Source organism: Urechidicola vernalis (genome assembly GCF_031846385.1).
GTDB classification, from domain to species: domain Bacteria; phylum Bacteroidota; class Bacteroidia; order Flavobacteriales; family Flavobacteriaceae; genus Urechidicola; species Urechidicola vernalis.
In genome coordinates this window covers 213,490-240,302 of the sequence record NZ_JAVRHV010000004.1, presented here as the reverse complement: position 1 = coordinate 240,302, position 26,813 = coordinate 213,490, and the positions used below count along the sequence as shown (strand labels likewise).

Sequence of the window (26,813 nt, the reverse complement as noted above, 5' to 3'; positions counted from 1 at the left end):
AGTTATGCTCAGAATGACAAATAGATTTTAAACCTCATTATATCGAAAACATTCTGTAGTATGGTCATTCACCATACCTGTAGCCTGCATATGAGCGTATATTACAGTAGTTCCAACAAATTTAAAACCTCGCTTTTTTAAATCTTTTGATATTTTATCTGAAAGTTCCGTATTTGCCGGAACTTGATTATTTGAATCCCACTTATTCTTGATTGGCTTTCCATCTACAAACCCCCAAATATATGTAGAAAAGGACCCAAATTCTTTTTGTACATTCATAAAAGCTATTGCATTGGAAATGGTCGCTTTAAGCTTTAATTTGTTTCTGATTATACCTGCATCAAGTAGCAATGACTCATACTTTTTGTTATCATATTTTGCGATTTTTCTATAATCAAAATTATCAAAGGCTTTTCTAAAGTTTTCACGTTTTTTAAGCACAGTAATCCAACTTAAACCAGCCTGCATCGTTTCAAGAATTAAAAATTCGAACAAACTAGCGTCGTCATATATCGGCACTCCCCATTCTGTATCATGATAGGCTACATACAACGGATCTGTTCCTGCCCACTTACACCTTATTCTTTCCATAAAATTTTGTTTTGTACAAATTTAACAGAAACTACGACACTTTATAAAAGGCTTATTTCTAAATTTGAAGTAAATGAAACAATTATTTTACATATTACTTATATCTGTTATTGCTTATAGTTGCGGAAATTCTAAAAATACAACTTCAAAAAGACAATTATCTGAGGAAGAAGCCGTGGTAATATCAAACGACAGTTTAGAATATGAGATTATTATTTTAGATCTTGGTTTTAATACCTATCTAAACTCAATTGCTAGACCTGCTAATTTTTATTCTCAAGAATATTATGAAATTAAGAATATTTTTTATGTTACAGAATGGAATATAAGACATGATAACCCTACTAGATATGGGGGTTTCTATGAAACCAGAATTGACTACCAACAGAGTATTGATTATGGACTAGATGTAAACTACAAACTCTATAATTATTTCAAATTTTGTGAGTATAAATACGGGATTCGATTTAGATCTACGCGATAAAAAAACCACCAATCTCTCAATTGGTGGTTTTAAATATTTATTAGTTAATCCTTATTAATTAGTAAATCTAACTGGACCTCCTCTACGAATTTCTTCATCCGATTCCATTTCAAATTCGTTGAAGTTTTCTCTAAATGCATTTGATAATTTAAAAGCCATTTTATAATAGGCCTCATCGTCATTCCAAGTTGCTCTAGGGCTTAAAACAGCATCTGGTACTCCAGGACAAGTTCTTGGCTGAGCCAATCCAAATACAGAATGTACATGGTAATCTTCATAACAATACGCGCCTAAATCACCATTTAAGGCTGCGTTAATCATGGCACGTGTATATTTTAAACTGATACGTTTTCCAATTCCGTAAGGTCCACCAATCCAACCAGTGTTAACCAGCCAAACATTTACACCAGATTCTTTCATTTTAGCACTTAACATCTCAGCATATTTTGCAGGATGTAATGGCATAAATGGTGCTCCAAAACATGCCGAAAACGACGGTGTTGGCTCATTTATTCCTGCCTCAGTACCTGCTACTTTCGCCGTGTACCCAGAAATGAAATGATATGCCGCTTGATTTGGCAATAACTTAGAAATTGGAGGTAATACCCCAAATGCATCACAGGTTAAAAAGAAAATATTCTTTGGGTTACCTGCTACCGATGGCACTCGTATATTTTCTATATGGTGAATTGGATAACTAACACGGGTATTTTGAGTTTTTGAAACATCCGCGTAATCAACTTCATTCGTACCTTCTTTAAAAACAATATTTTCTAACAAGGCTCCTTTTTTAATAGCCCCAAAAATTTCAGGCTCATTCTCTTCTTTTAAATCGATGGCTTTAGCATAGCATCCACCTTCAAAATTGAAAACAGAGTTATCCGCAGTCCAACCGTGTTCATCATCACCAATTAATTTTCTATTTGGATCTGCCGACAAGGTTGTTTTTCCCGTCCCTGACAATCCAAAGAAAATTGCAGTTTCTCCATTTTTACCAACATTAGCAGAACAGTGCATTGGCATGGTGTTCTTTTCCACTGGTAAAATAAAATTCAAGGCTGAAAAAATTCCTTTTTTCACCTCACCTGTATAACCGGTACCACCAATTAAAATGGTTTTACGTTTAAAACTTAATACCGCAAAATTATGCTGACGTGTTCCGTCTTCGGCAGCGACCGCCATAAAACTAGGCGCTTGCATTACTGTCCATTCTGGAGTAAAAGATTCCAAATCTTTAGAAGTTGGACGCAAAAACATATTATACGCAAATAAATTTACCCAAGGCAATTCTGTAATTACACGTAAATTCATTCTGTACCTGTCGTCAGCACATGCATATGCTTCACGTACATACAATTCTTTTCCTGACAAGTGCTTTGTAATTTTTTGATACAATTTATCAAAAGTATCTTCTTCAAAAGGAAGGTTGATATCTCCCCACCAAACTTTGTCTTTTGTCAATTCATCTTTAACAATAAATCTGTCTTTAGGTGAGCGCCCTGTGAACTCTCCTGTATTAACTGCTAAAGCGCCAGAAGAAGCCTCTTTACCAAGTCCTTTGTCGATACAAATTTGATGTAATTCATCGGCTGAAAGATTGTACTTAATTGTAGCATTTTCAATACCATAGTCGGTTAACGAAATCGATTTCGAAATTATGTCGTTAGTTACCATTAGTTTTTTTGATTAAACGTTGTTAATGAGGCAAAACTAAGTTAAGTTTTTTAATTAAAATTGCTAAATCGGCATTTTTTAAACATTATTTTACAATACCAATATTTTACTTGTCTTTGAAAAATGAAATCGATAATTTTATCCAGCCTAATATTAGAATCAATCCTCCAAGCGGAGTAATAAACCAAATTGATTTAGCAGGTATGTTTGCCATTGAAATAGCATAAATGGAGCCAGAGAAAAATAGAATTCCTATGAAGAAAAGTAAACTGATATTGTTTTTAGTTTTTGCACTAAAATTACCATACATATTTACTAGTAATAAAACAATTACATGATACATTTGGTAACGAACTGCTGTTTCAAAACTATTTAGGGCTTCATGGCTTAAAATTTCTTTTAAAGAATGAACTCCAAATGCACCAAATACAACTGTGAGCATGCCAAGAATTGAAGTAACTATTAAATTTCTATTTTTCATTATTAAAAGTTTAAAACAAAAATATGATTTCAAACCAACAAGATGCTTCATCCTCAAATAAAATTGTAACAATTTTCGATTCACCTTTTTTACATGAAGTTCAAATTGCAAGGGAAAAATTAAAAAGTGAAGGTATAGAAAGTTTTATTCCAGATGAGCATTTAACAACCATCGGTTTTGTTACGGATTATCGACTTCAAATACGATCATTTGATGCCATCAAGGCCAAATCAATTCTAAAATCAATTCTTTAATGAGAAACATCTTAATAATCGGAGCAGGAAGATCATCATCTTCACTTATAAAATATTTACTTGACAAATCTGAAGATGAAAACTTACATATTATATTAGGTGATCTTGATTTAGCATCTGCTGAGGGTAAACTAAACAACCATCCAAATGCTAGTGCTTTACAATTAGACATTTTTGAAGTTGATCAAAGAAGAGCAGCCATAAAAAATGCTGCCATTGTGATTTCTATGCTGCCGGCGAGATTTCATATCGAAGTTGCAAAAGATTGTATTTCTTTTAAGAAAAGTTTAGTTACTGCCTCTTATGTTTCTCCTGAGATGAAAGCATTACACGACAATGTAGTTGAAAACGGTTTAACCTTTATGAATGAAATTGGGGTAGACCCAGGAATAGATCATATGAGCGCAATGGAGGTTCTAGATTCCATTAGAGATAGAGGTGGTAAACTGTTACTTTTTGAGTCGTTTACAGGCGGATTGGTATCTCCCGATTGCGATGATAATTTATGGAATTATAAATTCACTTGGAATCCAAGAAATGTTGTAGTTTCTGGACAAGGAGGAGCCGCTAAATTTATTCAAGAAGGAAAATACAAATACATTCCATATCAAAAATTATTCAGACGTACAGAGTTTCTAAATATTGACGGTTATGGAAAGTTTGAAGCTTATGCCAACCGAGATTCGTTAAAATATAGAAGTGTCTATGGCTTAGATGCAATCCCTACTTTGTATAGAGGAACTATTAGACGTGTTGGATTCTCGAGAGCATGGAATATTTTTGTGCAACTAGGAATGACCGATGATAGTTATGAGTTAGAAGGATCTGAAAATATGACCAATCGTGAATTTATCAATTCATTTTTAGCATATCATCCAACGGATTCTATTGAGTTGAAGTTACGTCATTATTTGAAGATTGACCAAGACGACATTCTTTGGAGTAAGTTAGAAGAATTAGACATTTTCAACAGTTCAAAACTAATTGGCATTAAAAATGCTACACCAGCCCAAATGCTCCAAAAGATTTTAATGGATAGCTGGACCTTGAAACCAGATGATAAAGATATGATAGTAATGTATCATAAATTTGGATACGAACTAAATGGCAAAAAAGAACAAATTGACTCTCAATTAGTGGTAATGGGAGATGACCAAACATATACAGCCATGGCCAAAACAGTAGGGCTACCTGTTGCAATTGCATGTTTAAAAATATTGAATAATGAAATCACTAAAAAAGGTGTTATTATTCCAATTGATAAAGAGGTTTACGCTCCAATCCTATCTGAATTAAAAGACTACGGAGTTGTTTTTAAAGAAAGGAAAGTCCCTTTTTTAGGATATAATTCTGAAAATATTAGTTAGTATCATATAAACTCTATATATTTGGTAGGTTATTATAATCAACCTTTTGATGAGCACAATTACAGTCGAGAAAAGAACTTTTACAGAAAAGTATATATCAGAATTAAACCAAAAGTATAGAGCCCTCTCGGTTACAGAGCGTATCGAACAATTGTACAAAGATTTTGATGTAAATGAAGTAATGCTTACAAGTTCATTTGCTACAAGTTCAGCGTTTCTTTTACATGAATTTTCGAAAGTAAATAATAACCAAATCATTTATTTTATTGATACAACTTATCATTTCGAAGAAACTTTAACTTATAAAAAACAACTTACAGAGTTATACGGCTTAAAAGTAGAATCAATAAGTGGCAACCCAATAGATAATGACTTTACAACTAGAAATGAAACTTGGAAAACCATGCCCGAATTTTGTTGCGATGTCAATAAAGTAAGACCATTGCAACAAATAAATGAACGTTTTAACGTATGGGTCTCAGGATTAATGGAATGGCAAAGTGACCATCGAGCAACACTCGATATATTTGAATTAAGAAATGGTATTTTAAAATTTTACCCGTTGCTCGATGTCACTAAAGAAAAACGAGAACAATATATAAAAGCACATGAATTGCCATTCCATCCTTTGGCTTCAAAAGGTTATAGTTCTGTAGGTTGTAAACATTGTACGGTTCCAGGTGATGGAAGGTCTGGGAGATGGAATAACTCTCCAAAAACAGAATGTGGATTACATCTTTAAATAGAAATCTTCAACTAAGTCTATATATTCTTTAGTATAAACATGTCTCTCAATTTCAATAACCAATTCCGAAAGTTCTCGCTTTACTTCCTGAAAAGATAACTGTAATAAACTTCTCTTAATTTCAGCCTTTTCTGTTCCTTTAACTCTAGTAATTCTGTTTGGAAATAAATTATAATTCGACGCAATTTCTAAAAACGACACTTCTTCTTTAAACGGAATTATAAAGGCACATTCTCCTTTTTCTGAAAGTAATTTAGTCGTGCCTTCTATCAGTTCTTCATACGATAGACTCTCTACATGACGTGCCTTAACTCGTGCAGATTCCACAGTATCTTCTTTTACTGTTGATGTATAAAACGGAGGATTAGAAATAATAAAATCATACTCTTCACCTTCCATTTCTGAAACAAACTCATTGAATGAAGCGTGATAACAAAACAAACGATCTCCCCAGTCGGATTGCTCAAAATTTTCAACGGCCTGCTCATATGCAGAACCTTCAATTTCTAGCGCATCAACAACTTCGGCGTACGTTTTTTGCGCTAATTGTAAAGCAATTAAACCGGTTCCTGTCCCAATATCTAAAATAGAAAAGGCTTCTTTTGGTTGGGCCCAAGCACCTAATAACACACCATCTGTACCCACTTTCATTGCAGTGTGTTCTTGACGAATGGTAAATTGTTTGAATCTAAATTCTGAAGACATTTATTCTAGATAAAGATCAATCAACCCATCAGGAGTCTCAACGAGGATTGTCTTATTTTCTCGATCAATTTTTTTTATAAAATGATCAATCATCGGAATTAACAACTCTACTCCATCTCTATCAACTTCAAAAAGTGGTTGTGCTGTGGTATCGTTTATTGCAGAAATTTCTCCAACAATACCGTGATTTACATCTTCTAAAGAAAATCCGATAACTTCATGAAAATAAAATTTATTCCCCTCAAGTTTGGGAAGCATATTTAAAGGCAGATATATTCCAGATTTCATAATTCCGTCTGCATCCGCTTCAGAATCTACTCCTTCAAATTTTACACGTAATTGATTTCCTTTTTGGAGTAAGGTTTTCTCCATAAAAAAAGGAATCAGATTTGAGCCATGTTGCACAAATACTGATTCCAAATTTTCGTATAGTTCGGGTTCGTCTGTATCTAATTTGATAACTACTTCACCCTTAAAACTGTGTTTTCTAACAATTTTACCAAGATAAAAACAATCGTCTTTTTTCATGGTGGTTAGAAAAATAAATTACTCTGCAGTTTCTTCAGTTGCTTCCTCAGCACCTTCAGCCGGAGCCTCAGCACTTTCTTCACCTGCTGCTTCTGCTGCTGCCGCTTCTGCCTCAGCCTTAGCCGCTGCTTCTGCTTCCGCTACTGCGTTCTTACGAGCCTCGTTTACTTCTTTTTCTGCTGCTAATGCTGCTGCTTTTGCATCTGCTTGTGCTTTTGCTAAACCATCAACCTTTGCCGTAACTAAACCTGCTTTTTCATCTAACCATGCTTGGAATTTCTTTTCAGCCTCTTCTTCAGAAAATGCTCCTTTATTAACTCCTCCCATTAAGTGATGCTTTAATAAAGCTCCTTTGTAAGACAATAATGCTCTCGCAGTGTCTGTAGGTTGTGCTCCATTTTGTAACCACTTTACTGAACCATCAACATCTAAGTCAACTGTTGCAGGGTTTGTATTAGGGTTATAAGTTCCTAATTTTTCTAAGAATTTACCATCTCTTTTTGCACGAGCATCTGCTGCTACGATCCAATAAAATGGTTTTCCTTTTTTACCGTGTCTTTGTAATCTAATTTTTACTGACATTTTTTTAAAATTTTAAGGTACGCGACCTTGGTTATTAATTGGTCCCAAATTTATTTTGGGAATTAAGGCTGCAAATGTACAAAATTTAATTCGTTAAAAATTCAATTTTTCAATAGAAATTAAAAAATTATCACATCATAGTAATTACATGATTTAAAGCAAGTTAATCTTCAATCTTTTTGTTGATAAGTATTCGATATTTCAACCACAAAAAAAGACTGAATTATACTACTTTTAAATCTTCAAATTTCATCCTTACATGTACCTAATTTTTGATACCGAAACCACTGGTTTACCCAAGAAATGGAATGCTCCAATTACCGATACAGACAATTGGCCAAGGTGTATTCAAATTGCTTGGCAATTACATGATGAATTAGGTCAATTGATTGAAAGCCAAGACTATTTAATACAAACAAATGGATTCAACATTCCGTATGATGCGGAACAAATTCATGGTATTTCTACTTTACTAGCAGACACTGATGGTATCCCGTTAAAAGAGGTCTTGATAAAATTTAACGAAGCGCTAGACAAATCTAAATTTGTAGTTGGACAAAATGTTGGATTTGATTTAAATATTATGGGTTGTGAGTATCACCGTTTAGGGATTGAAACGAGTCTAAACGATTTACCAATTTTAGATACTTGTACCGAAACTACGGCCTCGCTTTGTCAAATTCCAGGTGGTAGAGGAGGTAAATTTAAACTCCCAACATTAACTGAGTTGCATCAATATTTATTCGGTACCGCTTTTGGAGAGGCACACAATGCCACTGCCGATGTTGAAGCAACTACAAGATGTTTTTTAGAACTCATCAGAAAAAGAGTTTATACCAAAGAAGAATTAGATGTAGCAGATGATTTCTTTGAAAAATATGATGAAAAGAACCCTAGAACTATTAAATTAATAGGGTTAAAACACATCAATCTAAAAAAGGCAAGTGCAAAACTAAAATCAAAAAAAGAAGCGCAAGAAACTGACGGCCCTTCTAAGACTTCAGGTTCAGACACCTCCTTACTTAAAGATGCTCCATTTGCACATTTACATAATCATTCTCAGTTTTCAATATTACAATCTACAGCAAGTATTTCAGATATTGTAAAATCGACAATAAAACACAAAATGCCAGCTGTTGCTCTTACAGATACCGGTAATATGATGGGTGCCTTTTATTTTGTTAAAGAAATTCTAGCACACAACAAATCGGTAGATGAGCACAACGAAAACTTAAAAGAAGGAGAACAGCCCAAACAAAAAATAACTCCAATTGTTGGAAGTCAATTCAATGTGTGTGAAAATCATCTAGACCGATCTCATAAAGACAATGGGTACCAAATTGTAATGCTTGCCAAAAACAAAAACGGCTATCATAATTTGGCAAAAATGTCTTCTATATCGCACACGAAAGGATTCTATTACGTTCCGAGAATAGATAAAGAAGTAATTGAGCAACACAAAGAGGATATTATTGTTTTGAGCGGTAATATCTATGGCGAAATTTCTTCTAAAATTCTAAATATAGGAGAGCAACAAGCTGAAGATGCCTTGTTGTGGTGGAAAGAAACTTTTGGCGAAGATTTCTATTTAGAAATTACGGATCACGGACAAGAAAATGAACAACACGTAAACAGCATTGTTAAAGAGTTTTCTAAAAAGCATACTGTAAAATTAGTCGCTACTAATGATACGTTTTACATCTCGCAAGAAGACGCCACACCTCATGATATTTTATTGTGTGTAAAAGACGGAGAAAAATTCGACACACCAAAAGGGCGTGGTCGAGGTTTTCGCTACGGTTTACCAAACGAGGAATATTATTTCAAGTCGGCCGATGAAATGAAGGAGAAGTTTAAAAACACTCCCGAGGCCATTTTAAATATTAAAGAAATTATTGATAAGGTAGAACCTTATCCGTTAGCGAGAGATGTACTCTTACCTAAATTCGATATTCCAGAGCGATTTGTCCATGAAGAGGACGCTGAAGATGGCGGTGTTCGTGGTGAGAACGCATATCTTCGCTTTTTAACTTATGAAGGTGCCTATAAACGTTGGGGTAAAGAATTAGATGAAGATACTATAGAACGTTTAGATTTTGAGTTGTCTATTATTCAAAAAACAGGTTACCCAGGATATTTCCTAATTGTATGGGATTTAATTGATGAAGCGCGTAAAATGGGTGTTTCTGTTGGGCCCGGACGTGGGTCGGCAGCAGGTTCAGCCGTGGCCTATTGTTTATGGATTACCAATATAGACCCTATAGCATACGACTTACTTTTTGAGCGTTTCTTAAACCCTGATCGTGTATCCTTACCTGATATCGATATTGATTTTGATGATGAAGGAAGGCAAAGCGTTATTGATTTTGTTATTGATAAGTACGGTGCCAGCAATGTTGCTCAAATCATTACCTACGGAACTATGGCTGCAAAATCTTCAATTCGAGATACAGCCAGAGTACTTGATTTACCGTTGCATGAAGCGGATAGAATTGCCAAATTAATTCCAAATACAAAACTGAATCATATTTTTGGAACGGACGATAAAAGTAAAGGAAAAATTGCCGGTTTACGAAGTGAAGAAAAAGAGCAAGTCGCCGAGTTGGTTACAATGGCCGAAGGACATGATTTAACAGCAAAGACTATAAATCAAGCGGTTTCTTTAGAAGGTTCTGTTAGAAATACAGGGATTCATGCCTGTGGAGTTATTATTACTCCAGAAGATATCACCAATTTAATTCCAGTTTCTACGGCGAAAGATTCGGATATGTTCGTTACGCAATTCGACAACAATGTTGTGGAGAGTGCCGGCTTATTAAAAATGGATTTCTTGGGATTGAAAACCCTAACCTTGATTAAGGATACGGTTAGAATTGTAAAGGCTAAACACGGAATTGAACTGATTCCGGATGATTTCCCTTTGGATGATGTCCCTACATATGAACTTTTCCAACGAGGAGAAACCATTGGTATTTTCCAATATGAATCACCTGGAATGCAGAAGCACATGAAAAATTTAAAGCCGACAACTTTTGCGGATTTAATTGCAATGAATGCTTTGTATAGACCAGGACCAATGGAATACATTCCTTCGTTTATTGATCGAAAGCACGGAAGAGAAGAAATCACTTACGACCTTCCAGAAATGGAAGAGTATTTAAAGGAAACTTACGGAATTACAGTTTACCAAGAGCAAGTAATGTTGCTATCACAAAAACTTGCAGATTTTACAAAGGGTGAAGCTGATATGCTCCGTAAGGCTATGGGTAAAAAGATTTTTGCCCTTCTAGAAAAATTAAAGCCACTCTTTATGAATGGCGGTAAAAAGAATGGCCACCCTGAAGAGACCTTGGAAAAGATTTGGAAAGATTGGGAAGCATTTGCTGCCTACGCCTTTAACAAATCACACTCTACTTGTTACGCCTATATTGCGTACCAAACAGCCTATTTAAAAGCACATTATCCTGCAGAATATATGGCTGCAGTACTCTCAAATAACATGAGAGACATTAAGCAAATCACCTTCTTTATGGAGGAATGTAAACGTGCAGGACTACCTGTTTTAGGGCCCGATATTAATGAATCATACTACAAGTTTGCAGTAAATAATGAAGGCGCTATTCGTTTTGGAATGGGTGCCATTAAAGGAGTTGGAGAAGGTGCTGTAGAAACCTTTATAAATGAGCGAAAAGAGAATGGTCATTTCAAATCCATTTTTGATGTTGCCAAACGGGTAGATTTACGCGCCGCCAATAAACGAACATTCGAAGGAATGGTGTTTGCGGGTGGATTTGATAGTTTTAATCAACACCGTGCGCAGTATTTTTCTTTAGACGAAAAAGGACAAACCTTTTTAGAAAAAGCAATTAAATACGGAAACCGATACCAAGAAAACAAAAATTCATCTCAGGTATCACTATTTGGAGAGGCTTCTGAAATTCAACTAGATGAACCCATTATTCCAACTTGTGAAGAGTGGGGAATGATGGAAAAACTATCCAAAGAAAGAGAAGTTGTTGGCATTTATATTTCGGGTCATCCGTTAGATGACTTTAAATCTGAATTGGATTCTTTTTGCAATGCAGATTTAACAGCATTTCAAGACTTAAAACAACTCATGAACAAGGATGTTTCTATTGCGGGTATAGTATCTAGTGTAGAACATCGCGTTTCTAAACAAGGACAAGGTTGGGCTAGTTTTGTAATAGAGGACTATTATTCTTCGTATGAATTCAGATTATTTAAAGAAGACTATTTAAAGTTTAAACACTTTCTAGTTCCAAATTCTTTTTTATTCTTGAGAATTTCAGCAAGAAAAAACTTTTACAATGATGATGTTCGGCTGAAGTTTACAGAAATAGAGTTACTGCATGGCGTAATGGAGAAACTTTCTAAGAAGATTACAATTAGTCTTGACATTTCTGAAATAACTTCTGAAAAACTAAGTAAAATTACGAGCATATTAAACACATATAAAGGTGGCAAACCTGTTTACTTTAATGTTATAGATGTTTCAGAAAAAGTAAAACTAAGTATGGCGAGTAGGTCATATAAAATAGACATTAGCAATGAGTCTTTAAACTCATTAAAGAAAGAAGATTTCAATTTTAAATTGAATTAATACTATTTTTGTCTTCATGAAAAAAATCTTGCTATTCTTTCTTCTAATTAGTTGTGGAATAATTTGGGCTCAAGACTCTGATGCTAAAAAAGAAAAATATACGCAGAACTCTATTCAGGCTGAATATTTTTACGGTAATACTTTAAAACATCAGCCTAATATTGCCCCTATTATTCAAGGTCATCCACAAGGAATTATCCTAAGTTGGAATCGCAAAAATTTCGGTGCTGAGGAATGGGAACAACATTACAATTATCCCGATGTTGGATTTTCTTTTGCTTATCAAGATTACAACAGTGATATTGTTGGTGAATTATATTCATTATATGGTCATTACAATTTTTACCTATTGAACCGAAAAAATAAAAACCAATTAATGCTTCGAGCAGGGATTGGTTTGGCCTGGAATACAAATCCATATGATAAAGAGACCAACAATAAGAACATCTCCTTTGGAACGCATTTAAACTCTAGTACCTATTTTAAACTTTTTTACCAACGCGAACGGATTTTTAAAAACCTAGGTGTTGAGGCAGGATTAACTTTTATCCATGCATCTAATTCTAATTTTAAATCACCAAATACGGGACTGAACACATGGGGAGCAACCGTAGGATTAAATTATAATTTAGAAGGTGAAGATTATGAAATTATTGAAAGAGAAATAACTGAAGATTATAAAGAACCTATAAAATTTAATATAGTTTTTAGAGGTGGTGTAAACGAATCTGAAATTATTGGAAGTGGTTTATTTCCGTTCTTTATTTTTTCTGGCTATGTTGATAAACGTATTGGACGAAAGTCTGCCTTCCAATTCGGAACTGACGTATTTATTTCTCCGTTTATGAAAGATTATATAGAATATTGGAATATAAACTTTCCTGACAGAGCGGTTGAAACTTCTGACATTACTAGAATTGGTCTTTTTCTTGGACACGAATTATTTGTAAACAAAATATCGATCATTGCTCAGTTAGGTTATTACGTGCATTATCCGTTTCCATATGAAACTCAGTATTATGAACGATTGGGTATCAAGCGCTATTTTGGAGATAAATGGTATGCTGCGGCTAGTTTAAAGGCTCATGGAGCTAACGCAGAAACAGTAGAATTTGGAGTTGGAATTCGCTTGTAGTCAATTATGAAAAGATTTATTCTCATACTAATAATTAGTTGCGGCTTATTTGCCGAAGCACAAGAAAAGGAGCAGTCTTCATATTTTCAGCTTGATTATTTTTATGGAAACATTATTGAGCACGCCCCTCAATTAAAACCTATTATTCAATCGCACCCGAGTGGTTTTATTTTTAGTTGGAATAAAAAAAATATTGAAAACACCCAGTTCAACCAAACATATAATTTTCCCGATGTTGGTTTTTCTGCCAGTTATCAAGATTTTAAGACCGAAACACTTGGTGAGGTTTACGGAGTATATACGCATTACAATTTTCACCTAACAAATCGAACTTCTAAAAACCAGGTGAAATTAACAACAGCTATTGGGTTAGCCTATAGCACGAGTCCTTTTGACAAGGTGTCCAATAGTAAAAACTGGGCGCTCGGCTCTCATATAAATGCCGCACTATATGTTAGACTGAATTATGCTCGAGCATATATATTAGATCGAATAGGTTTAAATGCTGGGTTGGGATTAATTCATTATTCAAACGGCAGTTTTAATACTCCAAATTTGGGAATTAATACGTTGAATATTTTTGTAGGTGTCAATTATGATTTAGATGATGAATTGCAAATACCAGAAAGGAAAGTTGCAAAGGACACCTTAAAATATCCTATTAAGTTTAATAGTGCATTTAGATTTGGATTCAATGAATCCAAAATTAACAATAGCGGTTTAAAACCTTTTTATACCGTTTCTTTATTCGGAACAAAAAAGTTGAATTATGTTTCGACAATCTCTTTTGGAACTGACCTATTCTTTCCAACTTATATGAAAGATTATATCGAATATGAAAATTCGATATATAACGCTGATAGTTCTGCAGATTGGAAAAGAGTCGGGATTTTTATAGGTCATGAACTGAACTTAAATAAATTTTCTTTGCTAACAGAAATTGGCGCACATGTATATTATCCTTACGAATATGAAAGTGTAATATATGAGCGTTTTGGCTTTAGGAAGAAATTTGGTGAACATTTGTTTGCTGACTTAACGTTAAAAATAAACATGTTTAGAGCCGAAGGGGTGGAATTTGGTATTGGTTATAAATTTTAAAATGATAATTTTACAACATCACATGAAAAAAATTGTTTCATATTTAGTATTATTTCTTTTGATTACTTCATGTAATTCAGAAGATGCCGGAGATTGCTTTCAAACAGCGGGAAATATTATTCAAGAAGAAATTTCTTTAGATGATTTTGATAAAATATTAATAAATGAACGTGTTTCATTGTTAATTAAAGAAGGACCAATACAAAAGGTTTTCATTGAAACAGGCAAAAATTTATTGCCAGATGTAACTTTGGAAGTAATAGATGGCCAGTTAATTGCATCAGATAATAACAAATGTAATTTTGTTAGAGATTACGGTTTGACTAAAGTTATTGTAACCTCACCAAACATTACTGAAATTAGAAATTCTTCGGAACAAACTGTTACTTCAGATGGTGTTTTAAATTACCCAAATCTTCGTTTACTCTCTGAAGATTATCAAAGCGACTATTTAAATGTTGGTGATTTTAATTTAGAAGTAAATACAACTTCAATTTCAATTACTTCGAATGGTATTTCAAATTTCTATTTATCTGGGATTACCACTAATTTAAATGCTTTTTTCGCTGCAGGAGACTCTAGATTGGAAGCTCAAACCTTAATTGCAACTAATGTGAAATTCACGAATAAAAGTTCCAATGATATGTTGGTGAATCCACAGGATAAAATTGAAGGCGCTATTTTTTCCTTAGGCGATGTAATTGCATATTACGAGCCCCCAATTGTTGATGTTGTCGAGCACTATAAAGGGAAGTTGATTTTTAATTAACTTGTCATTCTGAGCCTGTCGAAGAATCTTATAATAAGGCTCTTCATTTCACTTTTACTCATTCAAAATAACAACGAGAATCAATTTGTTAAAGACCTGAACATTTCTTCTAAATTCTTACCCTTTAATTCATCCATTAACATATCAGCAACTATTTTTCCTTTGTTTAGAATTATAACTCTATCGCAAATAGCTTCTACCTCTTGCATAATGTGTGTAGAAAACAATACCGTTTTATCTTTTCCTACCTCCTTTATTAAATTTCTAATTTCTACCAATTGATTTGGATCTAGTCCTGTAGTAGGCTCATCTAATATTAAAACTTCTGGGTTATGCAACATGGCTGCCGCCAACCCAACCCTTTGTCGGTATCCTTTTGATAACTCCTTAATTCGTTTAGATATTTCTGGTTTCAAACCAATTTTATCAATAATAACTTCAACCGAAGTTTTCGATACTTTATGCACTTTAGCACAAAAAAGTAAATACTCTTTTATGTACATATCTAAATACAACGGATTATGCTCTGGTAAATAACCAATCATGGCTTTAGTTGTCAATGGATTTTCTGCCACAGAAACATTATTAACTTGTACTTCTCCCGCATCTGGATTTAAATATCCATTAATGATTTTCATCGTTGTAGACTTCCCTGCTCCATTAGGACCTAAAAACCCCACAATTTGACCTTTGTCTATAGAAAAGTTAATGTTGTCTAATGCTTTTTGCGAACCGTAATTCTTAGAAATATTTTGAAGTGAAATTGACATAAATGCAAATATAGAAGTTCTTAGGAGATAACGTATTAATAATTTTTACCGTATAAAACCATATTAAAAAAATATAGTTGGTATTCACCTTTTTTTCAAGACCTTTGTAACAATAAATAAACAGAATCGTTTAGTAAGTAGAATCATGACTTTTAAAATACTTTAAACACAAATAAATTATGAGTTGTTTACGAGTATTATGTGCCATATTATTTCCACCGTTAGCGGTGTTTGACAAAGGATGTGGCTCCATTATTATTGTTTTTTTACTTACATTATGCGGTTGGATACCTGGTGTAATTGCTGCACTGATTATCCTTAACAATCCAGAGAGGTAATGCAAAAAGTAATCTTGCAAGATTTAGGCAAAAAAGCCTACCAAGAAACCTGGGATTATCAAACCGAACTTTTACAGGAAACCGTAAAAACAAAGTTTGATAATCGTCAAAATGGAACAAACAATCCAACAAAAAATCATTTTCTTTTTGTAGAACACCCGCATGTTTACACACTAGGTAAAAGTGGATCTTTAGATAATTTATTACTCAATGAGGAACAATTAAAACAAAAGAGAATTGAGTTTTATAAGATTAATCGTGGTGGAGACATTACCTATCACGGTCCAGAGCAAATAGTTGGCTATCCTATTCTTGATTTGGAAAATTTCTTTACTGATATTCATAAATACCTTCGTTTACTAGAAGAAACAATCATTTTAACTTTGGCTGAATATGGCCTTAAAACCACTCGAAGCGAAGGGGAAACAGGTGTTTGGCTCGATGTCGGAACTCCCTTTGCACGTAAAATTTGCGCCTTGGGCGTTCGTGCTTCTCGCTGGGTAACCATGCATGGATTTGCATTAAATGTGAATACAAATCTTGGGTATTTCGATCATATTATTCCATGTGGAATTAAAGGGAAAGCCGTTACTTCTTTACAACTAGAATTAGGACGTGAAGTCCCTTTAGAAGAGGTGAAAACGAAAATTAAAAAGCATTTTTGCGCTTTGTTTGAGGCTGAGTTTGTTTAATTATTGAGCCTAAGCAAGACAAATAGAATAAGTTTTAGTAAATTTATTTATTAAATTTTATCTTATGAAAAACCTTAGCCTTTTAATTCTAATTATTTTACCATTAAGTTTTTTCGGACAAGATTCAAATTATTTAATAAATTCATATTTGGAAGATGGGAGAAAGGCTCCAAATACTCACTATATCGGAGAGGCATGGTTAAACTCATTATTTCGTGCTGATGAAAATGCCAATTATAACATTACAAAAGCCACATTTAAAGCCAATTCTACTTTAGACTGGCATAAACATGAATCGACACAAATTCTCATCGTTGTAGAGGGAGAAGGATACTATCAAGAAAGGGGGAAAAACCCAATAATTATGCAAGTTGGTGATGTAATTAAATGCAATAAAAACACAGAGCACTGGCACTCTTCAACTAAAAATAGCGATGTCACTTATTTAGCATTGTATGGAAAACAACCAACCATTTGGACCGAAGTCCTTAGCCAAGAATACTATGATTCAATTGCTAAAAAATTGAGCAAATAACAATTCTAACTTTCTTCGTTAAAATACACCTTGTAGTATTTCATTTTTTTCTCCTCATCATATCCTCTTTCTACGTATTCTGAAGCAGCATCTGGAGCATCAACATCTAATTTAATCTGAATATTGGTGTCTAACTTTATTTCTGTTTTAATCTTTGCTTTTTGCTTTTTTAAAACCACCGGAGAAACTGCAAAATCATTACGAATTAATACATCATTTATATCTTCGTAGTGTTTTTTATAATCGTCAAACTTGGCCTTATGCTCTTCGTGCTCAACAAAAACCTCATCCTTAAAATCATGGATATTGACGTTCTCGTTCTCCTTAAAGAAATCTACTGTTTGTGCCAAAAACTTGCTTTTTTCTTGCAAACCTAAATCTTCCTTAATAATTTCTTCAGAAAAATCTTTACACATTTCTATGTAATTCTGGGTATGTTGATTGCTGTCATCAGCAAATTTGATATTCAAGAAATTCTTAATCCAATATTGTGCATCATAATTATTATTATCAACACTTAATACCGTTTTACCTTCATCATCGGTGTAATTGATAATCAAACATCCTTTGTCTAATTTCTTGGTGCTTATTCCTTTTTGTACAAAAATGTCAAAATTATCTTCTTCTAAATAGGTTTGAAAGAAATCAATTTTATTTTCAATTTTAAAAATTCCAAGAGCATTCGTAACTGCATCTTTATACTCTACATCTTCAAACAACGCAATAATTACGTCTCCTGTTTTTATCTGTGCAGAATTGGATTGCTCGTATAAATGGTTTACAATATGTTTAGACAATTCCACAAAAGATTCTTCATCTTTAAAAACTTCTGTAGCATAGTTATTTATCTCGTTTAAATCAATATTTGCATGATGATTAAAACGATAGCTTTCTGCAATGTTGGCATAAGGTTTTAACAAAAACGGCAACATCAACTCATAACTTTCTTGGTCAAATGTTACGGCATTTTCTGAGAAAACATTCTCGCCGCTATTAAATTTATTGGCCACTTTATGAATGATAAATTTCTTAATAACAGCTCTACTTCGTTTAATCATTTTATAAAATTTAGGGTTGCTAAAATACTATTTTCAATCAGGAAAAAGCAAGTCAATGGGAGTGATTTTTTAACCTAAAACAAAGACAACTGGTCAGGTAATAATCTAAAAGACATTCTATGGTGTTTTGTTATTCCGAATTCTCTTATGGCATTGCGGTGTTGCTTGGTTGGATACCCTTTATTTTTGTTCCAAGCATATTGCGGAAACTCATTATGAATTTTTACCATATAGTCATCACGATAGGTTTTAGCCAAAACAGAAGCTGCAGCAATACTCATAAATTTCGCATCTCCTTTCACAATGGTTTTATACGGAATGTCTTTATATGGTTTAAATTTATTACCGTCAACAATTATAAATTCTGGTGTTGCAGAAAGTTGATCAATTGATGTATGCATGGCCAAAATTGATGCTTGCAGAATATTAATTTCATCAATTTTTTCCTGATAAACATAACCTACTGATGTTGCTATTGCATGTTCTTCAATAAATGGTCGCAACTCCAATCGTTGCTTTTCTGTCAGTTGTTTTGAATCATTTAACAGGGGATGTGAAAAATCATCCGGTAAAATTACCGCCGCTGCAACGACAGGCCCTGATAAACAACCTCTTCCTGCTTCATCAGTACCTACTTCAATTAATTTTTCTTGGTATTTTAAGGCTAACATTTATCCATTTTAAAAGCATTAAAAATACATCTTTTTAAGCAACAATTAGCTGCATTTATTTTCGTTTAAATACTTTATCTTTGTCGCTTCAAATAAAATTATGAGGTTTTATCTTTTAGTCTTTTTTATTTTCTTTAGTGTTTGCAATTATTCTCAAACTCAGAGCGAATTCGAATCTAATGCATTTAATAATTCAAACTTAACTCCAGAAGAATTTAGAGATTCTATAAAAAATGCAAATGAAAAAAGAATCAATGTTCAACTAGACGGAGAAACACATTGGAAAGATTATAAAATCATTTCTCAAAAATATGACACCACTTTTATAGATACTACCTTAAGTATAAAAAAATACTATAAATTCAATTTTACCGGGAAAGATAATTTTGAATTAATGGCATTTCATAACCAAGGACAGACCTTTAATAAATTGGCTTATGATTTTAATTCTACATCTTTTTTACCTGAAATGGGAATGGATGGAAAATATTTCAATTTTAAACAAGTCGAAGACATTGTTTACTATCGCGTGCCTACACCTACAACAGTATTAACGTATAGAACGGGATTAGAACAAGGGCAAGTATTAAATGCCTTGCTAACCATGAATACTTCGCCAAATTTCAATTTTTCTGTAGCCTATAAGGGGCTTCGATCGCTAGGTAAATATCGGAGAAGTTTAGCAAGTAATAAAAACTTAAGAGCCACTTTTAACTATCGATCTAAAAACGACCGTTATTATGCTAGAGGGCATTATGTCATTCATAATTTTCTTAATGAAGAAAGTGGAGGGTTAACACCTGAATCAGATGTAGCCTTTAGAACAGATGATTCGAATTACAAAGATCGTGGACGAATGGATGTAAACTTTGACGATGCAGAAAATACCTTAGAGAGCAAACGTTATCATCTTGAACATCAATATAAAATATTGGAAGAAAACGACTCTACTAAGACATTTTTATCTAATCTAACAGCGGGTCATATATACTCTTATCAAACAAATCATTATTTGTTTTCTATGACTCAAAATGATTTGATCGGTGATGCTTTTCAAAGTGATGTTAGCGATGACACCGGATTAAAAACAATGGATAATCAACTGTATCTAGAAGTTAATTCTCCGATAGTTTTAGGGAAATTAAGAGCAAAAGGGAATTACTACAAATACGATCATTATTTTAAAGGTGTAACTTTTTTACCGGGTCAAACAATCGATCAAAACCTTCAGGGTTCTACGTTTTCTGCTGGAGCCGATTGGGATGCAACCATAGGTGAATTCAATTTAAAGGCGGATGTTTCTTCAATTATATCAGGTGATTTAGATGGGAATAAATTGGCCGCAGTTGCAACTTATGCTAAAGATAGTTTGTTCGCTGTAAAAGCGGGAATATCATCTGTTTCGAAATCACCCAATTTTAACTTTTTACACTTTCAAAGTGATTATATTGCTTATAATTGGCAACGTGAAGATTATAGAAATGTACAAACGCAACAATTATCGTTCGATTTTATTTCGGACAAATGGTTCAATGCCTCCGCAAGTATTGCCAATATAGATAACTACACCTATTTTGATGAAAATGCCTTGCCGCAGCAAACTGCTGAATCTATTAGTTATTTAAAATTAAAAGTGAACAAGGCGTTTACCTTAGGTCATTTCACCTTAGAAAACACCTTAATGTATCAAAACATTTCTAGTGGAGAAGACTACTTTAGAGCGCCAGAATTTGTTACTAGGAACTCATTCTTTTACACGAACAGTTTATTTAAAAACAAACCTCTTTTCCTCCAAACGGGAATCACTTTTAAGTATTTCACAAAATACTTCATGAACGATTATAGTCCGTTATTATCTGAATTTCATATTCAGAATACGGAAGAGTTTGGTGGATTTCCGATGTTTGACTTTTTTGCAAATGCCAGAGTTAGAAGAACGAGAATTTACTTTAAGTTCGAAAACATAACGGCCGCCTTTACTGGAAGAGATTATTACAGTGCACCATTACACCCGTATAGAGATTTTGTTATCCGATTTGGATTGGTGTGGAACTTCTTTATTTAAAATCAGCTAATAGCTACTATTAATAGTACTTTTGAGTTTATGCAACAAGAATTTCAAATTCAGACAAGTCCAAAAATTGCTCAAGATCCTGAGCAATTAAAATTGTTCGTTGCAAAAACCAAACGTCTAAATGCAAAAAACATTACACATGTTGAGATTCTAAAACGTTCTATTGATGCGCGACAAAAAAATGTTAAAATAAATCTCCGAATTAATGTCTTTTTAAATGAAGCGTTTGTTCAACAAGCAATTGAACTTCCAAATTATTCAGATGTTTCAAAAGCCCAAGAAGTTATTGTAATTGGTGCTGGTCCAGCGGGCTTATTTGCAGCGTTAAAATTGATTGAAAAAGGACTGAAACCAATTGTGTTAGAACGTGGAAAAGATGTAAAAGAGCGCAGACGAGATTTAGCTGCTATTACCAAGTTTCATCTTGTTGATGAGGATTCTAACTACTGCTTTGGTGAAGGAGGTGCTGGAACCTATTCTGATGGAAAACTATACACGCGATCAAAGAAAAGAGGAGACGTAAACCGAATTTTAGAATTACTCATTGCTCATGGCGCAACTAAAAACATCGGAATTGATGCACATCCTCATATTGGAACAAATAAACTACCCAAAATAATACAGGCCATACGAGAAACCATAATTGCGTATGGCGGTGAAGTTTTATTCAATACCAGAGTAACAGATATTTTAATTAAAAACAGTGAAATCACTGGCGTTGAAACTCAAAATGGAACCAATATCAATGCATCTAAAATAATTTTAGCCACAGGACATTCGGCTAGAGATATATTTGAATTATTGCATCGAAAGGGAATTTTAATCGAGGCCAAGCCTTTTGCCTTGGGTGTTCGTGTAGAGCATTCTCAAAAACTGATAGATTCCATTCAGTACCATTGCGAAACAAGAGGAGACTATTTACCTCCTGCTCCGTATAGTGTAGTAAAACAAGTAGATCACAGAGGTGTATATTCCTTTTGCATGTGCCCTGGTGGTGTCATTGCACCATGCGCAACCGCTCCTGGAGAAGTTGTTACCAACGGATGGTCGCCTTCTAAAAGAGATCAACCTACTTCAAATTCTGGAATTGTGGTGGAGTTGAAGTTAGAAGATTTTAAACCTTTTGCAGATAAAGGCCCTTTGGCAGGCGTAGAATTTCAAAAGCAGATTGAACAAAAAGCATGGCAAATTGCAGGGGAAACACAAAAAGTTCCTGCTCAGCGTTTGGTTGATTTTACTAAAGGAAAACTTTCAAATGACATTCCACAAACCTCGTACATGCCAGGAACCACTTCGACTGAATTAGGGGAAGTGCTTCCTCCATTCATTTATAAAACCTTACAAGAAGGGTTTAAACAATTTAATAAGTCGATGCGTGGTTATTTAACCAACGAAGCCGTAGTTCATGCACCGGAATCTAGAACCTCTTCTCCTATTAGAATACCAAGAGATTACAAAACATTAGAACATCCTCAAATAAAAGGCTTATACCCATGTGGTGAAGGTGCAGGATATGCCGGTGGAATTATCTCAGCGGCAATTGACGGCGAAAAATGTGCCGAGCAAATTGCTTGGAGTTTAAAATAGATTCTATTTACAAAGATTTTAATTGCTCACTATAATCTGACGCTATTTCTCCTACTAACTTTTGTCCTTTTCTTATTTCATATTGAAACTCTACATCACTTTCAGAAATTAAATCAGATAAAGAGGCAATAGCATCTTGGTACCAATTGGCCCAAGTGGTTAAAATTTTAATTTCATCCGCTTTGCTATTTCCTTTTTTTATAGACGCTGTACTCAATTCAAACTCTGCCTTTAGCCTCTCTTCTGCCGCTTTTAAAATTGTTCCTTTTAATTCCTCTGCAAAATGCACATCGCCATTAATTAATGTAAAGCCACTAACCAAAGCCCCAATACCAACATTTTTTAATGTTTCTTGAGATACCTTGTCTATTCGGTCGTTATCGGTGTGATAAAACTGATCTGTAAAATGCCACAATAATAAACCAGGAATGTCTGCTCTTAAAAATGGTGTGTGGTCACTACCGCCTTCAAACGGGTTGGTGTTTACCTCCCAATTGGCGTGTTTCCCTTGCTGCATAAAAACATTAATTATAAAATCATTTAAATAATGTGGCTTCATGTCTTTTTCTTTTAAAACACGTCCACCCCATTCACTGTGTTTGTCATTTCCTCTAGTCCAAATTGCACTAGGATCTGGCATTTTTTCAATTAAAAAAGAACCTCCAGTTACGGCAGTATTTTCACCCACCATATCTAAACTAATTCCCCAATTAATATCAGAAGTCCGCTTCTCTTTTTCCTCTACATAGCGTCTAGTTGAGATAATTTCGTCTCCCCATAAAAATGTGAGTGTTCTATTCGCCACTATTTTTTTTGATTTTACCAGCTTCGCCGCCAAAACGGCCATTTCTAATTGTGCACCAACTCCTGTTGCATTATCATTGGCTCCTGGTTCTTGAATATGCGCAGAGAACACTAAACTTTCTTTTGGCAATTTATCACCTCTTATATTAGCAACAACCGTTAATTCTGTAGATGGGTATATTTTTGTTTGAATGTCAACCTTTACATCAACTTTCCCTTTTTCCAACTCCGATAACAATCTCTCTTTCGCTTCGAATGATAACGCGATACCCCAAACAGGAAATTCCTTATTGTATCTTAAACTTCTAAATTGAATTGAGGTTTTGTTTTTTTCTGGTTGTAAATAACTTGGGTTATTGTAGGTAATTAACCCAATTGCTCCATCCTCTACTATTGCGGTTTGATACAATTCTCGGGCACTCATTTCTGCAAAAACAATTTTACCTTTTACTTCTATTTGCTCCAAATCTTTGACGTCTCCAATATGAACCACCTCTGCTTCAATCCCTCCGACTGGCGTAGAAGTTGAATTTAAGTACACCATATTTCGGTTTGTTTCTTGATTTAAAATTAGCTCATTTGATCCTGCAAATGCCAACGCTGCCGAGACCGGTTCCCAGGTAGGTCTTTGCATCGGGCGCTCTTCAATACGATAGACAAATCGGTCCGAATCTTTGGCATCTACCTCCAATACATATCCGGCTGATTTTAAATGTTTTTCAATAAAATAAACCGTTTCATTAAAACCTGTATTCCCTGCAACTCTCCAGTATTTTTCTACAAAAGCAGTGGTTTCAAAGGCTAAACCTCCTGAATATTCAGGTCTTATTGTATCAAAATAGTCTTGGGTTGTTTGGCTAGAAAGGGTTTGAGTATGAATTCCAATAGTTATACTAACCAAAAAGATTAAGATTGCATTTATTCTCATTTTTATAAGTGTTATTCTCTAAATATTAATAATTCGTGTTACGGCTTTTATTTTTGCTTCAATAGTTTTACTTGGCAAATAGTCGGTCTATATTTTTGAAGGCTTTAAATTCTAATGCGTTGTTCTCCGGGTCTAAAAAAAACAACGTTGCTTGCTCTCCAACTTTTCCTTGAAATCGAACATATGGCTCAATTACAAATTCGGTATTCATAGCCTTTAACTTTTCCGCCAAAGTCTCCCAAACTTCCCACTCTAATACCACTCCAAAATGTGGTACAGGCACATCATACCCATCAACAGAATTTGAAATTTGTCTTTTTTTGGCCTTAAATCCTTCTTTTTGATGAATTACCAATTGATGCCCGAAAAAATCAAAATCGACCCAATGGGTATCACTTCTACCTTCCGTACATTGTAACACATCTCTATAAAAAGTCCTACATTTTTCTAAATTCTCTACCGGTATTGCAAGGTGAAATGGGTTCATATTAATTATTTTGTTTTAATGTTAAATGGCTAATTATTAAAAGGATGTTATAGTTAAAAATTTATTAATTTTTGTTTAATTATAACAATGAATTATAGTCATTGTTGTGCAACGTTTTTTATTCCATTTTTTTATAATGGTGGAAATTCCCTCTTGGCAAATACACTAGGGTCATACTTTTTTCAGATAGATAAGCAATTCCATATTTCAAAGTGTCACTTTCCTGAATTAAAAATAAACAACCATCAACAATTGCATTATCCTTATCAAAAACACTTTCCGTTATTACATATTTGTGATAATCTTTGGGTTCAGTTTTATCTTTTCCGTACTGAAAAATCCATTGATTTCCTTCAATTTTCACTGTTGACAGTGAATCTTTCATATTTATCCATCGTCCTTCAGTAATTGAATTTTTATTTTTGAGTACTTTAACCATTAGTCCAGTTGAATCAACTTCAACTTGGATTTTCTCCGAATTACTTTTAGATGCTTGCTTACAACTAAAACCAAAAAATAAAAGGATTACAATTAAAATTCTCATGCAAGACAATGTTGTTCAACGGTTTAAAACTTTTTTATTCAATTTTTATTATTTCATATTGTTCTTCTAATCCAGATAGATTTTCTTCTGAAATTCTTATTTCCAATGGAAAAGTATTCGGAACGAGTTTGCTAAGATTTATAACAGAATGAATGGGTAATTCAATTTGGTCAGTCACATACATTTCGTAAACCGTATTTCCCAAATCACTCTCTGCATTTTGTTTAATCAAAGTCAATTTGAAACAATCAAAACCTTTAATTTCTTTTCTATCTTTTTTGTTTTCAATTATTTCATATTTGTAGTTTTTCTCAAAAAGGTCATATTTTCTATAGTTCACAGATTTTGATTTGTCGTAATAGTTTAATATTCCGCTATTTTTTTGAATCATAAAATAATCTCCAATCATTTTTCCGTTTTGCTTCGTATAACGCCAAATAGAGTCGTTTTCAACTTCAACATAAATTTCTGTTTCTGGCGTTCGAGTAAGGAATTCAGTCATCTGCATTTCCTTAAGTTCTTTATTTATCGCAGAATCTTTCCCTTTCGGATTGTAGGCAACATTAATTAAAGAATCCGTTTTTGAATTCAATTCAGATATTCCACTTTGGGATGAAGCCATAGATTTTTTGAAAACAAACTTTGTCGGTTTAGAATTGCTTTCAGTCAGTCTTTTTGCAGATGAGAAACCAACTAAAATGAGAATTATTAAAATATAGTTTATATATTTCATTCGTATTAAACCCAACGGTCTTGTGTATGATTAGTTGCGGGAAAATCAGCAAGATTTTTCCGCCGTAGCACTAAGGTAATTAATTCGAGTGAATTTCCGCCAAGGAAATTCCGCCGCAATTAATTATACACGTTGTTGTGGTTAGTTTTTTAATTCATAGTTGTACAGATCACTAGTAAAGTAGAATCTCCAATTCCAAAATTTCAGAGCGTTTCTTGAGAAAGATCTATAAATTGTTGTGTCTTTAGTCTGTGGATTTTCTTTAATGAATTTTTTAAATTTTTTATCCATCTCTTCTGTTCCTCTTCCTTTACTCGGATAAGCTATAAATTCAAATTCTGAATGCTTAGTTTCAAAATGATAGGGGATAATTACACCTTCAGTATATACCCTGATTGGAAGAATATTACTGATCAGAATTATTCCGACCATTATTAAGATTCCTCTCTTTATTTTTAAACTATACATTTTCTTTAATTAAACACAACTTGTTATATAATAAAATACATGTTTATCCCTTAATTGATTCCGGATAACACAACATTTTATCTGTTT

General features: G+C 33.7%; 26 protein-coding genes and 1 pseudogene. 13 read left to right on the top strand and 14 right to left on the bottom strand.

The window, feature by feature from the left end:
• Window positions 1-27 precede the first annotated feature (27 nt).
• On the bottom strand, window positions 28-591 hold the full coding sequence (locus tag RM519_RS09725; RefSeq protein ID WP_311593554.1) for a DNA-3-methyladenine glycosylase I: 564 nt from the start codon (window positions 589-591) through the stop codon (window positions 28-30).
• A 73-nt stretch (window positions 592-664) separates the two neighbouring features.
• Between RM519_RS09725 and RM519_RS09720 the strand changes: the two genes are divergently transcribed.
• On the top strand, window positions 665-1,075 hold the full coding sequence (locus RM519_RS09720) for a DUF6146 family protein (protein WP_311593553.1): 411 nt from the start codon (window positions 665-667) through the stop codon (window positions 1,073-1,075).
• Window positions 1,076-1,129: 54 nt separating this feature from the next.
• Here the strand turns inward: RM519_RS09720 and pckA are convergent, their stop codons facing one another.
• Both pckA and RM519_RS09710 read right to left on the bottom strand, forming a co-directional pair.
• Window positions 1,130-2,749: a phosphoenolpyruvate carboxykinase (ATP) gene (pckA, locus tag RM519_RS09715; protein WP_311593550.1), complete on the bottom strand. Its 1,620-nt coding sequence runs from the start codon at window positions 2,747-2,749 to the stop codon at window positions 1,130-1,132.
• Between the two features lie 106 nt (window positions 2,750-2,855).
• Window positions 2,856-3,230 (bottom strand): DUF423 domain-containing protein, encoded by a 375-nt coding sequence (locus tag RM519_RS09710; RefSeq protein ID WP_311593548.1) that lies wholly within the window; start codon window positions 3,228-3,230, stop codon window positions 2,856-2,858.
• Window positions 3,231-3,253: 23 nt separating this feature from the next.
• Between RM519_RS09710 and RM519_RS09705 the strand changes: the two genes are divergently transcribed.
• From RM519_RS09705 to RM519_RS09695, 3 genes are read left to right on the top strand one after another with little or no spacing between them, the layout of a single operon-like run.
• The gene (locus RM519_RS09705; RefSeq protein WP_311593546.1) at window positions 3,254-3,484 is read left to right on the top strand and encodes a DUF2007 domain-containing protein; all 231 of its coding nucleotides are present in this window, start codon (window positions 3,254-3,256) and stop codon (window positions 3,482-3,484) included.
• Window positions 3,484-4,851, top strand: coding sequence for a saccharopine dehydrogenase family protein (locus RM519_RS09700; RefSeq protein WP_311593544.1), 1,368 nt, complete (start codon window positions 3,484-3,486; stop codon window positions 4,849-4,851). Before RM519_RS09705 ends, RM519_RS09700 begins: the two co-directional genes overlap by 1 nt.
• 49 nt (window positions 4,852-4,900) lie before the next feature.
• Window positions 4,901-5,593 (top strand): phosphoadenylyl-sulfate reductase, encoded by a 693-nt coding sequence (locus RM519_RS09695; protein ID WP_311593542.1) that lies wholly within the window; start codon window positions 4,901-4,903, stop codon window positions 5,591-5,593.
• Here the strand turns inward: RM519_RS09695 and RM519_RS09690 are convergent.
• Genes RM519_RS09690 through RM519_RS09680 form a run of 3 tightly spaced genes read right to left on the bottom strand, consistent with a single transcriptional unit; the run spans window position 5,582 to window position 7,411 of the window.
• Window positions 5,582-6,301 carry a tRNA1(Val) (adenine(37)-N6)-methyltransferase gene (locus tag RM519_RS09690; protein ID WP_311593541.1) on the bottom strand — a complete coding sequence of 240 codons (720 nt, stop codon included), beginning with the start codon at window positions 6,299-6,301 and terminating at the stop codon, window positions 5,582-5,584. The genes RM519_RS09695 and RM519_RS09690 overlap by 12 nt on opposite strands.
• Window positions 6,302-6,829, bottom strand: coding sequence for a ribosome maturation factor RimM (gene rimM, locus RM519_RS09685; RefSeq protein ID WP_311593539.1), 528 nt, complete (start codon window positions 6,827-6,829; stop codon window positions 6,302-6,304).
• 18 nt (window positions 6,830-6,847) lie between these two features.
• Entirely contained in the window at window positions 6,848-7,411 is a 564-nt protein-coding gene (locus RM519_RS09680; RefSeq protein WP_311593538.1) for a 30S ribosomal protein S16, read from the bottom strand.
• A 259-nt stretch (window positions 7,412-7,670) separates the two neighbouring features.
• Between RM519_RS09680 and dnaE the strand changes: the two genes are divergently transcribed.
• From dnaE to RM519_RS09660, 4 genes are read left to right on the top strand one after another with little or no spacing between them, the layout of a single operon-like run.
• On the top strand, window positions 7,671-12,032 hold the full coding sequence (gene dnaE / locus RM519_RS09675) for a DNA polymerase III subunit alpha (RefSeq protein ID WP_311593536.1): 4,362 nt from the start codon (window positions 7,671-7,673) through the stop codon (window positions 12,030-12,032).
• 16 nt (window positions 12,033-12,048) lie between these two features.
• Window positions 12,049-13,167, top strand: a complete 1,119-nt coding sequence (locus tag RM519_RS09670) for an acyloxyacyl hydrolase (RefSeq protein WP_311593534.1) — start codon at window positions 12,049-12,051, stop codon at window positions 13,165-13,167.
• Between the two features lie 6 nt (window positions 13,168-13,173).
• Window positions 13,174-14,268 carry an acyloxyacyl hydrolase gene (locus tag RM519_RS09665; RefSeq protein WP_311593532.1) on the top strand — a complete coding sequence of 365 codons (1,095 nt, stop codon included), beginning with the start codon at window positions 13,174-13,176 and terminating at the stop codon, window positions 14,266-14,268.
• 22 nt (window positions 14,269-14,290) lie between these two features.
• Complete coding sequence (locus RM519_RS09660) at window positions 14,291-15,037, top strand: head GIN domain-containing protein (RefSeq protein ID WP_311593531.1); 747 nt, start codon at window positions 14,291-14,293, stop codon at window positions 15,035-15,037.
• Window positions 15,038-15,153: 116 nt separating this feature from the next.
• Here the strand turns inward: RM519_RS09660 and RM519_RS09655 are convergent.
• A pseudogene (locus tag RM519_RS09655) lies at window positions 15,154-15,807 on the bottom strand (ATP-binding cassette domain-containing protein); the annotation flags it as partial.
• 179 nt (window positions 15,808-15,986) lie between these two features.
• Here RM519_RS09655 and RM519_RS09650 point away from each other — a divergent pair.
• From RM519_RS09650 to RM519_RS09640, 3 genes are all read left to right on the top strand, one after another.
• Window positions 15,987-16,145: a YqaE/Pmp3 family membrane protein gene (locus RM519_RS09650; RefSeq protein ID WP_311593530.1), complete on the top strand. Its 159-nt coding sequence runs from the start codon at window positions 15,987-15,989 to the stop codon at window positions 16,143-16,145.
• The gene (lipB, locus tag RM519_RS09645; RefSeq protein WP_311593529.1) at window positions 16,145-16,837 is read left to right on the top strand and encodes a lipoyl(octanoyl) transferase LipB; all 693 of its coding nucleotides are present in this window, start codon (window positions 16,145-16,147) and stop codon (window positions 16,835-16,837) included. Before RM519_RS09650 ends, lipB begins: the two co-directional genes overlap by 1 nt.
• Window positions 16,838-16,901: 64 nt before the next feature.
• Window positions 16,902-17,372 carry a cupin domain-containing protein gene (locus RM519_RS09640; RefSeq protein ID WP_311593528.1) on the top strand — a complete coding sequence of 157 codons (471 nt, stop codon included), beginning with the start codon at window positions 16,902-16,904 and terminating at the stop codon, window positions 17,370-17,372.
• Between the two features lie 5 nt (window positions 17,373-17,377).
• On the opposite strand, the gene RM519_RS09635 is transcribed toward RM519_RS09640, so the two are convergent.
• Together RM519_RS09635 and rnhB are read right to left on the bottom strand one after the other, a co-directional pair.
• On the bottom strand, window positions 17,378-18,430 hold the full coding sequence (locus RM519_RS09635) for a nucleoid-associated protein (protein ID WP_311593527.1): 1,053 nt from the start codon (window positions 18,428-18,430) through the stop codon (window positions 17,378-17,380).
• Between the two features lie 74 nt (window positions 18,431-18,504).
• Window positions 18,505-19,101 carry a ribonuclease HII gene (rnhB, locus tag RM519_RS09630; protein ID WP_311593526.1) on the bottom strand — a complete coding sequence of 199 codons (597 nt, stop codon included), beginning with the start codon at window positions 19,099-19,101 and terminating at the stop codon, window positions 18,505-18,507.
• 100 nt (window positions 19,102-19,201) lie between these two features.
• On the opposite strand from rnhB, the gene RM519_RS09625 reads away from it, so the two are divergent.
• Both RM519_RS09625 and RM519_RS09620 read left to right on the top strand, forming a co-directional pair.
• Complete coding sequence (locus RM519_RS09625; RefSeq protein WP_311593525.1) at window positions 19,202-21,166, top strand: putative porin; 1,965 nt, start codon at window positions 19,202-19,204, stop codon at window positions 21,164-21,166.
• A gap of 39 nt (window positions 21,167-21,205) precedes the next feature.
• Window positions 21,206-22,762, top strand: a complete 1,557-nt coding sequence (locus tag RM519_RS09620; protein ID WP_311593524.1) for an NAD(P)/FAD-dependent oxidoreductase — start codon at window positions 21,206-21,208, stop codon at window positions 22,760-22,762.
• A 7-nt stretch (window positions 22,763-22,769) separates the two neighbouring features.
• Here the strand turns inward: RM519_RS09620 and RM519_RS09615 are convergent, their stop codons facing one another.
• From RM519_RS09615 to RM519_RS09595, 5 genes are all read right to left on the bottom strand, one after another.
• Complete coding sequence (locus tag RM519_RS09615) at window positions 22,770-24,494, bottom strand: M28 family peptidase (protein WP_311593523.1); 1,725 nt, start codon at window positions 24,492-24,494, stop codon at window positions 22,770-22,772.
• Between the two features lie 67 nt (window positions 24,495-24,561).
• Window positions 24,562-24,981 (bottom strand): VOC family protein, encoded by a 420-nt coding sequence (locus tag RM519_RS09610; protein ID WP_311593522.1) that lies wholly within the window; start codon window positions 24,979-24,981, stop codon window positions 24,562-24,564.
• A 118-nt stretch (window positions 24,982-25,099) separates the two neighbouring features.
• Window positions 25,100-25,525, bottom strand: coding sequence for a hypothetical protein (locus tag RM519_RS09605; protein ID WP_311593521.1), 426 nt, complete (start codon window positions 25,523-25,525; stop codon window positions 25,100-25,102).
• Window positions 25,526-25,559: 34 nt separating this feature from the next.
• A complete protein-coding gene (locus RM519_RS09600) occupies window positions 25,560-26,258 on the bottom strand; it encodes a hypothetical protein (RefSeq protein WP_311593520.1) in 699 nt (232 codons plus the stop codon).
• Between the two features lie 141 nt (window positions 26,259-26,399).
• Complete coding sequence (locus RM519_RS09595) at window positions 26,400-26,690, bottom strand: hypothetical protein (RefSeq protein WP_311593519.1); 291 nt, start codon at window positions 26,688-26,690, stop codon at window positions 26,400-26,402.
• Window positions 26,691-26,813 lie beyond the last annotated feature (123 nt).